A 12,964-nucleotide genomic window follows, 5' to 3' on the forward strand; every position below is an offset into this window, starting at 1 on the left:
ACCTTCAATGAGGTTACTGAAAACGCTTACCCGGATGACATACGAATTCGAACTACACAACTTCAACGATTGGGTTGCTGGCCTTGCCGCTGTCTTCGGCGCTCCGGTAGAAAAAGGGCTGATGCAACTTCCTGAAAAATACGGCGAAGGTTATGTGCTTGCAGGTCCGATCAATGGAGACATGTCCTACATCATCCAGCATTTCACCCTCAACGACGCGCTTACACTTTCCCGTAAAAAAACCGATCCGTATTCGCTCACGCTTTTCTTCAACCAGGTACAGGTAAAGGACTTTATCGAAATAAAAACCGGTACCGACCGTATTTACGATGAAGCGCGGTTCCGAAGCAATATTTTTCTTTCCTCCACGAATTATGACCTCGATATCACCTTCTCACCCGGCACACAGGTGCGGCGCGTAGGCATTTGTTTCAATGATAAAATGATCGCGCGGTACATCGGCAAAGACATTCTTTTTGACCTCTTCCTTTATACGGGTCAACAACTCAACAATGTGAACCGGGAACTGATTACCATGGAATACAAGGCTTTCCTGGAAGATATTTTCAATACCGATCCCCGGACGCCCCTGAGTAAACTGATTCTCCACAACAGGATATTGTTGCTGGTGGAGACTTTCTTCCAATCGTTCATCGAAAAGATGGAACAGGACAAAGGCATTCCACGCAAACTGAAAGAACACGACTTGCATGGACTTCAGACCGTGGAACAGTTGCTTAGTAATCCCGAAACTGAGAAATTCCCATCTATCGAAAACCTTTCCAAAGCGGCCATGATGAGCACCACCAAACTCAAGAACCGCTTCAAAGAGGTGTATGGGATGAAACTCTATGAATTTTACAACCGTAACCGGTTGCGTGAGGCGCGTCGGTTAATCGAGTCGGGACAATATTCCATCAAAGAGGCCGGGTACAGGATCGGCTTCACCAACCTGAGTAATTTCTCCAAAGCTTTCAGGAAAGAATTTGGTTTCCTCCCCAGCGCACTACGGGAAAACCACTAACATCAGGTGTAAACCCTTATTTTATTAAAGCCTTCTTGGTTATCGGTTTGCCTTCCGGAGGTATGCAACCGGTTACGAACAATTTATATTTGTAGTGTTAAGGTTACTGGTCATTTAGTGTTGATCCATACCCCCTGTTTCCTGAACCGTCCGAAATCCAACATCCGTAGAAGAACCGTCCCTGAACATTGAAAACGTGCGTAAAGAGCCGGGCTGAATAAGTCCGGCTCTTTTGTTACCCTATTTATTTTCCAGCACCAGGTATTGCCAGCCGGCAAGGTTCAGTGCGGTGCCTGGATTTAACTCGTAACCGGTTGCACTGAAAACATCCGTAAACTTACCGGTCAGGCTGCTGTCGTCCCATGTGAATGCCTGGTTCTCTCCTGTGAAGTTCAGGATCACCACCAGTTTGTCTTTTTTATTTTCCCGCACGAATGCGAATATGGAAGGATTGGAAGAAGCTATTCTGCTGAAAGTAGCGCCCTCGTCAAAAACGGGATTGGATTTGCGGAGCGAAAGCAATTTCTTGTAGAATGGCGCTTTTTCATAGGTTCCCCACTGAATGGGATCGCGTGTGAAGAATTTCAGCCTTTTTGCGTTGGCGGATTCCTGTCCGCTGTAAATCAGGGGCAGACTTTTATCCATGGTTTGGGTAAATACCGCGAATGTTTCCGCGCCGGCGCCCATTCTTTCAAATTCGGTTCCGTTCCAGCTGTTCTCGTCGTGGTTGGAAGTGAAGTACATCCGAAGCGCATCCGGTGGAAAACGGGATTGGTTGTCCAGTAAAATACTGTCCAGGAAAACGGTGTTTTTCTTTCCTGCGGCAATATCGTTCAGGACATGGAACACGGACCAGGTGTAGGTGGCATCGAACCCGGCCTGGTGCAGGGCGGGCTTTTCTCCTTCAGCCAGCATGAAAATCTGTTTGGTCTTGCGAAGTTCGGGGATGGCCTGCGCCCAGAAATCAACCGGCACTTCTTCCGCGATATCACAGCGGAACCCGTCAATCTTGTAGGTTGCGAGCCACCAGTTCATGGCCGCGATCATACTGTCGCGGAGAACGGGGTTTTCATAATTCAGTTCACGGGTATCTGTCCAGTCTGCATTGGGCGGAAGAATGGTTCCTGCACTGTCGCGCATGTAGAAATCCGGGTGTGCCTTTATCCAGGGGTGATCCGGGGCCGTATGGTTGGCCACCCAGTCAACGATCACTTTAAACCCGGCTTCGTGGGCCTTTTCCACCAGGTTTTTCCAGTCATTTTCTGTCCCGAATTCCGGGCTTACCGCTTTGTAATCTTTTACCGCATAATAACTGCCGAGGTCGCCGGGATTCATTTTCCTGCCTTCCACGCCAATCGGCGTAACGGGCATGAACCATAATATTTCCACGCCCATTTCTTTGAGGCGGGGCAATTGGGCCGTAAAAGCGTTAAAAGAACCTTCGGGACTGTATTGCCGGAGATTCACCTCATAAATATTGCTCTGAGCGAGCCAGGGAGCCCTACCCTCCGGCGTTTTTTCTTCCGGTTTCGCGGCAGGACCATTACAGGCAAGCGCACAACAAAGCGCCGCCATCGTTAGCATGGAGTAATTCATCATTTACAGGTTTGCGTAAAATTATGGATTTTGAATGTTGGATGAGCAAACCGGGGGCTTCATCCAACAACAGGACTTCAGAAAGAAAATTGTCCTAAATTCCGGGCGAAAAATACCAACTGCCCATGCAACAGAACGCCATGTACTACGGAACTTATCTTCATCTCGATAAAATACTGGACAGCCAGCATCCCGTTAGCTTTGAAGACGGACAGGAGCCCGCGCACGATGAAATGCTCTTCATCGTGATCCACCAGGCCTACGAACTCTGGTTCAAACAAATACTTTTCGAAATGGACTATATCCTTTCCATTTTCAGAAAAGAAAAGATAGAAGACCATTCCGAAGACCTGAACCTGGTATTTCACCGCATGGAACGCATTCAACGCATACTGGAACTGCTGAACCAGCAGGTGCACATCCTGGATACCATGACCCCACTCGATTTCCTTGATTTCAGAAACCTGCTTACGCCCTCCTCCGGCTTCCAGAGCCTTCAGTTCAGGCTGATAGAAGCCAGGCTTGGATTGCAGATGGAAAAACGCCACCAATATGATTATTACAAACGCACAAACGAGGGCGGCTTCACCCCACACGATTACAATGCCATCAACCAGGCGGAATCAGGAGAAAGCCTGTTGCAACTCATTAACCGCTGGCTCGAAAGGATGCCCTTCTTTGAAGCGGAACACTGGAAATCGTATGAATCCAAATACCTCAACAAAGAAAAGAAACATCCTTTCTGGAACGATTACCGGTATATCTATCAGTCTGGCCTAACCGAACATGAAGCGGCCAAGATATACGATTTTGATGCCGTTTTCTTCGACCATATTCCCGAAGAAGTGAGTGCCGAGGAAAAAGAGCGTTTACAGGGGGCTAGGGCATCCCTTTCCGCAAAAGCCATGCGGGCAGCACTGTTTATCATGATGTACCGTGATTTCCCCGTGTTCCAGCATTCTTTCCGGATACTGGACGGACTTGTTGATATAGACCACCACCTGGCAGGCTGGCGGCACAAACATTTCATGATGGTACGCAGGATGATCGGCATGCGGGTGGGAACCGGGAACACCTCCGGCGCAGGCTACCTCCAGGGCGCATTGAACAGGCATTATATCTTCCGCGACATTGCGGGACTATCCACTTTCCTGATCCGGAGAAAAAGCCTGCCGGCGCTGCCTCCGGAACTGATCAGCCGATTGCAGAACCAATCCTAACCTTATCTTTGTCCATTAAACAGGAGCGAACATGCTACGAATAGGCGTTTTTGGAACAGGGCACCTCGGGAAATTCCACCTCAACAACTGGCAGCAGATCGAAGGAACGGAACTGGTGGGATTTTACGATCCCAATGATGATACCGCGAAAGAAGTAAGTGAGAAATACAATATCGCACGCTTCCTGGATCCTACCGTACTGATGGACGCCGTGGATGCCGTGGATATTGTGGCCCCTACGCCATTTCATTTTGAACTCTGCCAGGCTGCCATCCGCAAGGGCAAACATATTTTTGTGGAGAAACCCCTCGCCAATACGATGGACGAGGCACGTGAACTCCTGAAACTGGTAGCCGAATCGAAAGTAAAGCTCCAGGTTGGACATGTGGAAAGGTTCAACCCCGCTTTCCAGGCCGCACAAAAAATGAACCTGAACCCTATGTTCATTGAAGTGCACCGCCTGGCCCAGTTCAATCCAAGGGGAACAGAAGTAAGTGTGATCCTTGACCTGATGATCCATGATATCGACATCATTCTTACCCTCGTAAAAAGCGATGTAAAAAATATTTACGCCAGCGGTATCGCCGTAATGACCGATACCCCTGACATTGCCAACGTACGCATCGAATTCAACAACGGCTGCGTGGCCAATCTTACTTCCAGTCGCATTTCCATGAAGAAGATGCGAAAGATCAGGCTGTTCCAGAAAGACGCCTACATTGGCATCGACTTCCTGGAGAAAAAGACGGAAGTGATCCGGTTGAAAACACCGGAAGACACTTCGGCTTTCACCTTCGACCTTGAAACACCAGCGGGTGTGCGCACCATCGCCATAGATGCACCGCCGGTGGAAGACGGCAACGCCATCCGCATGGAACTGGAAGCTTTCAGGGATGCCATCGGGAACAACACACGCACACAGGTAAACGAAATAGATGGATTCGCGGCCATGGAAGTGGCCCACCAGATTCTTCATAAAATCCGCCATTCCACGCCCAAAGACGAATAATGAGCGCCCGCACAGTGAAAGCCACGCATTACCTTATCTCTGATACCTGCTCCGCAATGGCGGCATGGCTGTTGTTTGCTGTGTACAGCAATCATTTTTCACCTGGCATCACCGCTACTCAATATGGACTACTGCTCGTCACTGCCGGATGGCTGCTGTTGTATTATTCATCCGGCTCATACAGGAATATCTATCAAAAATCAAGGATCAGCGAAGCACTCAACACGTTTTTCCTCACAGTTGCAGGGGCAGGAATTTTACTCCTTATACTTTCTCTTCCCGGAATCTTGAACCACAATGTGGATTTCAATTCCTTCTATATGTACTGGGCGCCGCATTTCGCACTTACCCTGGCAGGGCGGGTATTGATTCTGGAAACGATGAAAAGGCAAATCCTTTCCAAGAAGATTGTCTTCCCCACACTGCTGGTAGGAAACGGCCCATCAGCTTTAAAAACCTGGAAAAACTCGCGCAGGAACCTCAGCAATACCGGGTACCATTACAGTGGATACCTGGCATTGAATGGGCAGCACAATGATCTGCCTGGGGAACGCCTCGAAAAACTCGGGGACCAATCGTCGTTGGAAGAGGTGTTAAAACGGGAGAACATTAAACTGGTGATCATCGCCACCGAACCCAACCAGAAACAACTGGTGGAAGCATTGCTCCCAAGACTGATATCCAGAGAGGTGGAAATCAAAATCATTCCTTCCGATATCGATCTCCTGACGGGAGCCGTCCGTACTGAAAGCATGTATGGATTACCGTTGGTTGATATTCGCTTCGGCGGTATGCCTTACTGGCAACAGAACATCAAACGCCTTACAGATGTTGTACTGTCATTTTTCGGACTGTTTGTGCTTTCTCCTTTTTTTCTGCTTATCGCTATACTAGTGAGAAAATCTTCGCCCGGACCGGTATTTTACCGCCAGGAAAGAATTGGCTGGAAGGGCAAACCTTTTTACATCATCAAGTTCCGCTCCATGTTCCAAGATGCGGAAAAGAGCGGTCCGCAATTATCTTCAGAAAACGATCCCCGCATTACCCGCTGGGGTCGCATTATGCGGCAATGGCGGATAGACGAGCTGCCGCAGCTTTGGAATGTATTCAAAGGAGACATGAGCCTGGTGGGGCCGCGCCCGGAAAGAAAGTATTATATCGACCAGCTTTCCACCCATACCCCTTATTATACCTTTTTGTTCAAAATGAAACCGGGATTAACCTCCTGGGGCATGGTGCAATACGGTTACGCGGAAAACGTACAACAGATGCTGGAGCGGTTGCCCTACGACCTTTTGTACATTGAAAGTTGCTCGCTCCTGCTTGATTTTAAGATTTTGATCCATACCTTTCGGATCATTCTGATGGGGAAAGGGAAATAAGCGCCCGCCCTTTTCGTTAAAACAAAAACGGTCACGCCGATGCGCATCTTTATCCCGCTGCTGCTTTTACTTCCCTGCATTTCTTTTGGCCAGCATTACTGGCAGCAGCGTACCGATTACCAGTTGGAGGTAACACTCAACGACCGTGAACATACCCTTGATGGCACCGTTAAAATACGGTATACCAATGCGTCCCCTGATACGCTGAATTATATTTGGTTCCACCTCTGGCCCAACGCCTATAAGCATGATAAAACAGCCTTCAGCGACCAACTGTTACTGCTCGACAGAACAGATTTCTATTTTTCAAAACCCGCAGACAAAGGATACATCAACCGGCTTGATTTTAAGGTGAACGGGATCACCGCACAAACGGAGGACCATCCTTCTTTTATTGATGTACTTCGTGTCGACTTACCTTCTCCTTTACCACCAGGTTCATCCGTCGACATCAGTACGCCCTTCCATGTGAAAATTCCAGCGTATATTTCAAGGCTTGGACATGTTGGACAGCAGTACCTGATCACACAGTGGTACCCCAAGCCCGCGGTATATGATGCAGCCGGCTGGCACCCGATGCCTTATCTTGAGCAGGGTGAGTTCTATGCTGAATTTGGCAACTTTGACGTGAAAATTCATTTGCCGGAAGATTATGTGGTAGCCGCCGGCGGAACGCTTTTGAACAAGCCAGTAGTAGCTGCGCCTGAAATGGAACAGGTGAAAAAAACTGTAAAACAGCAGCAAAAAACGTTGCCGTCCTCCGTTAAAAAAACGGATCCGGATACGGTGGTCACACCCTCTTCTTCCCAACTGAACACCTGGCATTTCCAACTGGAGAACAGCTCCGATTTCGCCTGGTTTGCCGGGAAGAAATGGATCAAACAGGAAGAACTAATCACATTGCCTTCCGGGAAAAACATTACCCTCCAGGTATATTTTCAACCCTGGGTGGCCGACCGGTGGAAGCCGGCCATGCGTTACGCCGAAAGGGCCATCCGTTTTTATTCCGGCTATCTTGGCGACTACCCCTACCCGACTTTTTCCGTGGTAGCAGCTCCGGGCAAACGCTTCACCGGCATGGAATACCCCGCCATCACATTGATCAGTTCACAAAAAGATACTGCCCTTCTTCAGCAGGTGATCGCACATGAAGCAGGACACAACTGGTTCCAGGCCGCGATCGGTTCCAACGAAAGGCTACACCCCTGGATGGATGAGGGATTGAATACCTGGGTAGAACAACAATATCTGCGGGAATATGATGTATTGAAAGAAGACCAGAAAGGCATTTACCAACAGGAGCAATTCTTTCTCCACCAGCTTTTCAAAGCGAAACTGGACCAGCCTATCGCTATCCCTGCTGAAAAATTTAGTGGAACAAACTACGGGCTTGTTACTTATAAAAAAACAGCGCAATGGCTGAACGCCATGCAGCAAAAAGTTGGACAACCCGCCATGCAGGAAGCTTTCAGAAAATATTACGAATCATGGAAATTCAAACATCCTACTCCCAATGATCTGAAAGAGACATTAGAAACCAGTACCGGAAAAGACTTCAAAACTTACTTCGACCTCCTGGATAAAAAAGGGGCTATCCCCTCCCGCGATTCAGCTGGTAGAAAACGCATTAAACTCACCGGGTTCTTCAACCAGAAAAACACCGATTCCCTCCAGTATATTTCACTGATGCCGGTGCCTGGTTACAACGCGAATGACGGCTTTATGCCCGGGTTGCTGGTCCACAATTACCAACTGCCCATGCCCGCGTTCCGTTTTATGCTGGCACCGGTTTATGGCACACAAAGCGGTCAATGGAACGGACTTGCGAAAGCCGCGTACCACCAATACCGCGATGCACGGCTCAAAGAATGGAGCGCCGGTATCAGCTATACCACTTTCTCCACTTCCCGCTATGATGCAGGCAGCGAAAAGTTTTATTTCAGGATGCAAAGGTTCATGCCGGAACTCAATTTTAAATTCGGCACCGGAAACCCTTTGGAGAAAATAGAGAAAAGCATCCGGTTCAGGCATTACAGTTTCAGGGAAGAAAGCCTGCTCTTTCAACGACAAATCATCGGCAACGATACGAGTTTCGTTCCCGGCCGTGCCACCGGTTCGCGGTACCTGAACCAGCTTTCCTTCCAACTGGACAACAACCGGGTACTATATCCCTACACCGCCGCGCTGGTGCTGGAACAAATGCAGGACCTCTTAAAACTCGGCTTTACGGGAACTTATTTCTTCAATTATCCCACCCTCAAAAAGCAGGGATTACAAGCCAGGTTCTTCGCCGGAAAAATCATTTATCCCGGTGAAGTCTCTCTTTCCAAACGTTTCAGGAACAGCCGTTACCATTTGAATATGACCGGTCCGAAAGGTGACGAGGACTATACTTACAGCGACTATTTCATCGGCAGGAATGACTTTGAAGGTTTCCGCTCCCAACAGATCATGGTCAGGGATGGCGCCTTCAAAGTAAGAACGGACCTGTTGAGCAGTAAAGTGGGCAAAACCGACGACTGGCTGGCGGCACTGAACCTGGTGACTGATGTACCTTCCAAACTCAACCCGTTGCAGGTGCTGCCCGTTAAAATCCCCCTCAAACTCTTCCTGGATATCGGTACTTACGCGGAAGCATGGGACCCGCAAACACCTGAATCTGAGGCAAAGTTCCTGTATGACGCGGGACTACAGTTCTCGCTGTTCCGTGAGGCACTGAATATTTACGTCCCCCTCTTCTACAGCAAAGTATACCGGGATTATTTCAACTCCACACTGGGCGATAAAAAATTCTGGAAAACCATTTCATTCAGCATCCAGCTCCAGGCCTTACAACCCCGGAAATGGATGCCGGGCATCGGATTATAATATGCAAAGCGGGATTCAACATATCACAAGGGACCGACTGAACACCGCCGCGTATGACGCGTGCATCACGCAGGATCATAACGGAGCTATATACGCGCAATCCTGGTACCTCGATCAGATGGCCTCGCATTGGGATGTACTGGTGAAAGGAAATTATGAAGCGGTAATGCCGCTTCCCTGGCGTAAAAAATATGGAGTCAAATACCTTTACATGCCGGCTTTCACGCCGATGCTCGGGGTTTACGGTCAGGATTCGGAGGCATCAACGGGTGCATTCCTGAAAGCAGTTCCTCCATCGTTCAGGTTCTGGGAAATATCGTTGCACAAAGGCAATTCCATTCCAACGGAGTGGCAGCCTTCGGCCCGCGCCAACTACGTACTATCCTTGCAACAGGACTATCCTTCCCTTTTCGCGGGCTACAAACAAAATATCCAACGCAACTGTAAAAAGGCGCTGAACCTGGGTTGCACTGTGGTACATGGTTTTCCCGTTTCGGAAGTGATTGCCATCGCCAAAACACAGTTACAACCCATCTCCAATATCACCGACGAAGATTTCGTGCATTTCGAACAGCTGTATGCGTTACTTGAACCACAAGGAAAGGCTGTTACTTATGGCGTAACAGATGCGGGGGGGAAATTACTCTCGTCCTGCGTGTTCTTCTTTTCAAACGGACGGGCTTATTACATACTCGTGGGCAATCACCCCAATGGCAGAACACTGGGCGCCTCCCATGCGCTGATCGATGGGTTTATCCGGGACCATGCCGGGCAAAATCTTATACTTGATTTTGAAGGATCTGATATCAGGAATCTGGCCTATTTCTACAGCAGCTTCGGCAGCACTATGGAAACCTACCACCGGATTAAAGTGAACCGTTTGCCGTGGTGGATGAAACTGGTAAAGAAATGATTAACCGATCAATTGTTCTGCCAGCAAAAGGTCAAGCGGCGTAGTGATCTTGAAATTGTTCTCTTCTCCTTCCACGAGGTGTACTTTCAGTCCGAAGGCTTCTACCACGGTGGCTTCATCCGTGAACTTCTCTTTGTAATCGATCTGGAAGGCAGGTAACAATATTTTGCTGTGGAAAGTCTGGGGCGTTTGAATGAGTACCAGGCTGGAGCGGTCAACCGCCTCGTTGCCGTCTTCCAGCAACATGCGTACACTGTCTTTACAGGGAATGGCGGGTATGGCGGTACCGAATTCAAGGGCCGCGTCGAAACAACGGCGCACCAGTGTGGTGGAGAGCAGGCATCGTACCCCGTCGTGCACAAAGATCACGGATTCCTCGTCAATTAACGCAAGCCCGTTCTGCACGGAGTGGAAACGTGTTCTTCCGCCAACGGTGATGGTTACGCGGGAAGGATCGAAGAACCCGTCGATGATCTCTTTGCCCATATCCAGGAATTCTTCGGGCAGCACGAGAATAATGTGCATGTCCTCATAACTGGCGAGGAAAGTATCGAGGGCATAATAAAGCAACGGCTTCCCTTTGATGGGCAGGAACTGTTTGGGGATCTGGCTGTTCATACGCTGGCCGCTTCCGCCGGCTACTATTACTGCATATTTTTTCACGGTCTTCTCCTTTATGGTTTCACCGCCTCAAAGGCGCGTTGGTCTTTAATTTTTGCGATAATCTGTTCCGGGGCGATGTTGTTCATGCAGGCATGGTCGCCGCGGTAACAAGGTTTATTGCCGAACACAGAACATGGCCGGCAATACAATTCGGTTTCCACGATATCCTTCAGTTCCTGTTTCCAGCCGTAAAACCCGGCGAAGCGGTGCGTGGCGCCCCATACGGACACCACCCGTGTTCCAACAAGTGAAGCCAGGTGCATGTTCGCGGAGTCCATGCTCACCATGATGGTCAAACGCTTCATCACCGAAAGTTCTTCTGCCAGGGTATATTTTCCTGCCAGGGAAATTAAGCCGGGAAAGGCTTTCTCCCATTGCATGGCCTGTTCCACTTCCTGCTTTCCGCCCCCGAAGATATACACCCTGTTGCTTTTTTCACCCACAAGTGATTGGATCACTTTTTCCATGGCTTCCAATGGGTACCTTTTCTCCTGGTGTTGGGCAAAAGGCGCGATGCCGATATGATTAACACCCTCCTCCATCAGGAACGGCGGCTGATTGAAACGTTGTTCAGAAGTAGAAGCAGAAAGGTCGATCGGAAAGCCTGCCTTGCTGAATACCGCCGCATACCTTTCGTGGGAGCTGGGCAGTTGTTTCAGCAATTTCGCGCCTTTTCGCGTGAGCGCTTTTTTTTCGCTCCTGCCTTTATCGATTCGCTTCAGTCTGATACCCCGCAATTGCAGGAAGAATCCCAATATCCTTGACCGTAAAACATTGTGCAGATCGGCAACAACACGGATACCAGTTCCCGTTAGTTCCCCCGAAAGTCTGGCGATACCGCCCAATCCCTTGTGCTTCCCTTTCAGGTCGGCGGATACAAACTGCGTGCGTTCCAAGCCTTCGAACAAAGGTTTGAAAGCGGCGCGGGACACCACTACCAGTTCCAGTTGCGGATACTGTTGCAAGGCACAACGCAATACGGGAACGGTCATGGCAACATCGCCGAGGGCCGAAAATCGTATTACCAGTATCCTGGTCGACATTATTGGGATTTTTGCGCGTACAACACGGGATTCAAAGATGGATCGTTGTACATCTTCATCTGCTTGTACACTTTCATGTATTTTCTACCGGCGGAGATTTCCATCATCAGTTCATCGATGGCCTGGGAAAGATCCTTCTGCTGTTCCAGCAGTATCTCCAGTTTGGCTGCGCATTTGGCACGGTGCTCTTCAGAGGCGTCTTCCCTTTCAGACTCCTCCTGCATATGGTAAATCTTCAACGCCAGAATTGAGAGCCTGTCAATGGCCCATGCCGGGCTTTCCGTGTTGATGGAAGCGTCCTGCTGGGGAATCACCTGGCTGAATTTATCCAGAAAGAAACTGTCAATGTATTCCACCATATCCGTACGTTCCTGGTTGGAAGCGTCGATCCTTCTTTTGATGGCGAGCGCTTCAACGGGATCGATGGCCGGATTCCTGATGATGTCTTCCAGGTGCCACTGCACTGTATCGATCCAGTTCTTCGCGTATAGAAGATGCTCCAGTTTATCGGAAGGGTGCGGGTTGACCAATGGCGTATCTACATGATCCGTTTCGTGGTAACGCAGGATACTTTCTTCAAAAACCTTATTACAAACCTGGCTGATCATCAGTTCTTCTTCTTGTATTTGGAGTTGAGGCCATTCACAACGTCTGCGGTTACATCATACAATGTATCCTTGAAGTAGAAAAGTCCTGGTTCGTTGGCCATGATATAAGAATAGCCTTTGGTCTTGTTGTATTCTTTCAGGAAGTCTTCGATTTCCTTTTTAATGTTCGCTTTCAGCGTTTCGTTCTGGTTGTAGAATTCCCTTTCGAGCGATTGTTTCCTGCTCTGGTAATTCTGTTCCATCTGGAAAAGTTCGCGTTGCGCTGCTTCTCCTTCACTTTGTGACATGCTTGGACCGCGTTGGTTCAGCTCATTCATCCTTTTCTTATAGGAACTCTCCAGGCCGCCGAGTTCTCTGGCGATCTGTCCTTCTTTTCCTTTCAGTTGCTCGAGCGCGTCTTTTACGAGCTCATAACTTTTTTCTACGGAATCCATTTCAAAATAAGCCACCCGGAATTCATCAGGTGAAGCAGCCGTGTTATTTCCGGCCGCTACTTTTTTGGCACCATTGGGTTTGTTGGAAAACTGGAAATAAAAAAGAACACCTACTGCCACGAGCAGCAAAAGATTCAATGCAATCGAGAAATTCTTCATGAAACCTGGTTTGGTGAAAGATATCCAAATGAGGGAATGCGAAAT

The 12,964-nt window shown here is 48.9% G+C and carries 11 protein-coding genes; 6 read left to right on the forward strand and 5 right to left on the reverse strand.

Features of this window, described 5'->3' with window-relative positions; all coding sequences use genetic code 11:
* Nucleotides 1–34: 34 nt before the first annotated feature.
* Nucleotides 35–1,024: a response regulator transcription factor gene (locus M4J38_RS01085; RefSeq protein WP_251757673.1), complete on the forward strand. Its 990-nt coding sequence runs from the start codon at nucleotides 35–37 to the stop codon at nucleotides 1,022–1,024.
* A 240-nt stretch (nucleotides 1,025–1,264) separates the two neighbouring features.
* On the opposite strand, the gene M4J38_RS01090 is transcribed toward M4J38_RS01085, so the two are convergent.
* Nucleotides 1,265–2,623 carry an alpha-amylase family glycosyl hydrolase gene (locus tag M4J38_RS01090; RefSeq protein WP_251757674.1) on the reverse strand — a complete coding sequence of 453 codons (1,359 nt, stop codon included), beginning with the start codon at nucleotides 2,621–2,623 and terminating at the stop codon, nucleotides 1,265–1,267.
* Nucleotides 2,624–2,745: 122 nt separating this feature from the next.
* Here M4J38_RS01090 and M4J38_RS01095 point away from each other — a divergent pair, with 122 nt between their 5' ends.
* From M4J38_RS01095 to M4J38_RS01115, 5 genes are read left to right on the forward strand one after another with little or no spacing between them, the layout of a single operon-like run.
* On the forward strand, nucleotides 2,746–3,840 hold the full coding sequence (locus tag M4J38_RS01095) for a tryptophan 2,3-dioxygenase family protein (protein ID WP_251757675.1): 1,095 nt from the start codon (nucleotides 2,746–2,748) through the stop codon (nucleotides 3,838–3,840).
* A gap of 31 nt (nucleotides 3,841–3,871) precedes the next feature.
* Nucleotides 3,872–4,849 carry a Gfo/Idh/MocA family protein gene (locus tag M4J38_RS01100; RefSeq protein WP_251757676.1) on the forward strand — a complete coding sequence of 326 codons (978 nt, stop codon included), beginning with the start codon at nucleotides 3,872–3,874 and terminating at the stop codon, nucleotides 4,847–4,849.
* Complete coding sequence (locus M4J38_RS01105) at nucleotides 4,849–6,231, forward strand: sugar transferase (RefSeq protein WP_251757677.1); 1,383 nt, start codon at nucleotides 4,849–4,851, stop codon at nucleotides 6,229–6,231. Before M4J38_RS01100 ends, M4J38_RS01105 begins: the two co-directional genes overlap by 1 nt.
* A gap of 39 nt (nucleotides 6,232–6,270) precedes the next feature.
* Nucleotides 6,271–9,099: a M1 family metallopeptidase gene (locus M4J38_RS01110; RefSeq protein ID WP_251757678.1), complete on the forward strand. Its 2,829-nt coding sequence runs from the start codon at nucleotides 6,271–6,273 to the stop codon at nucleotides 9,097–9,099.
* Nucleotide 9,100: 1 nt separating this feature from the next.
* The gene (locus M4J38_RS01115; protein ID WP_251757679.1) at nucleotides 9,101–10,012 is read left to right on the forward strand and encodes a hypothetical protein; all 912 of its coding nucleotides are present in this window, start codon (nucleotides 9,101–9,103) and stop codon (nucleotides 10,010–10,012) included.
* On the opposite strand, the gene M4J38_RS01120 is transcribed toward M4J38_RS01115, so the two are convergent.
* The 4 genes from M4J38_RS01120 to M4J38_RS01135 are packed head-to-tail and all read right to left on the reverse strand — an operon-like array spanning nucleotide 10,013 to nucleotide 12,919.
* On the reverse strand, nucleotides 10,013–10,675 hold the full coding sequence (locus M4J38_RS01120; RefSeq protein WP_251757680.1) for a 2-C-methyl-D-erythritol 4-phosphate cytidylyltransferase: 663 nt from the start codon (nucleotides 10,673–10,675) through the stop codon (nucleotides 10,013–10,015).
* A gap of 11 nt (nucleotides 10,676–10,686) precedes the next feature.
* Entirely contained in the window at nucleotides 10,687–11,718 is a 1,032-nt protein-coding gene (locus M4J38_RS01125; protein WP_251757681.1) for a glycosyltransferase family 9 protein, read from the reverse strand.
* Complete coding sequence (locus M4J38_RS01130) at nucleotides 11,718–12,326, reverse strand: DUF4254 domain-containing protein (protein ID WP_251757682.1); 609 nt, start codon at nucleotides 12,324–12,326, stop codon at nucleotides 11,718–11,720. Before M4J38_RS01130 ends, M4J38_RS01125 begins: the two co-directional genes overlap by 1 nt.
* Nucleotides 12,326–12,919: an OmpH family outer membrane protein gene (locus M4J38_RS01135; RefSeq protein ID WP_251757683.1), complete on the reverse strand. Its 594-nt coding sequence runs from the start codon at nucleotides 12,917–12,919 to the stop codon at nucleotides 12,326–12,328. Before M4J38_RS01135 ends, M4J38_RS01130 begins: the two co-directional genes overlap by 1 nt.
* Nucleotides 12,920–12,964: the final 45 nt, after the last annotated feature.

The sequence above is a fragment of the Parasegetibacter sp. NRK P23 genome, assembly GCF_023721715.1.
GTDB lineage: Bacteria > Bacteroidota > Bacteroidia > Chitinophagales > Chitinophagaceae > Parasegetibacter.

Bases quoted from the DNA above. Each gene is read 5' to 3' on its own strand.
- M4J38_RS01125 (WP_251757681.1), bottom strand. From the start codon at position 11,718: ATGTCGACCAGGATACTGGTAATACGATTTTCGGCCCTCGGCGATGTT.
- M4J38_RS01085 (WP_251757673.1), top strand. From the start codon at position 35: ATGACATACGAATTCGAACTACACAACTTCAACGATTGGGTTGCTGGC.
- M4J38_RS01135 (WP_251757683.1), bottom strand. From the start codon at position 12,919: ATGAAGAATTTCTCGATTGCATTGAATCTTTTGCTGCTCGTGGCAGTA.
- M4J38_RS01100 (WP_251757676.1), top strand. From the start codon at position 3,872: ATGCTACGAATAGGCGTTTTTGGAACAGGGCACCTCGGGAAATTCCAC.
- M4J38_RS01130 (WP_251757682.1), bottom strand. From the start codon at position 12,326: ATGATCAGCCAGGTTTGTAATAAGGTTTTTGAAGAAAGTATCCTGCGT.
- M4J38_RS01105 (WP_251757677.1), top strand. From the start codon at position 4,849: ATGAGCGCCCGCACAGTGAAAGCCACGCATTACCTTATCTCTGATACC.
- M4J38_RS01115 (WP_251757679.1), top strand. From the start codon at position 9,101: ATGCAAAGCGGGATTCAACATATCACAAGGGACCGACTGAACACCGCC.
- M4J38_RS01090 (WP_251757674.1), bottom strand. From the start codon at position 2,623: ATGATGAATTACTCCATGCTAACGATGGCGGCGCTTTGTTGTGCGCTT.
- M4J38_RS01095 (WP_251757675.1), top strand. From the start codon at position 2,746: ATGCAACAGAACGCCATGTACTACGGAACTTATCTTCATCTCGATAAA.
- M4J38_RS01110 (WP_251757678.1), top strand. From the start codon at position 6,271: ATGCGCATCTTTATCCCGCTGCTGCTTTTACTTCCCTGCATTTCTTTT.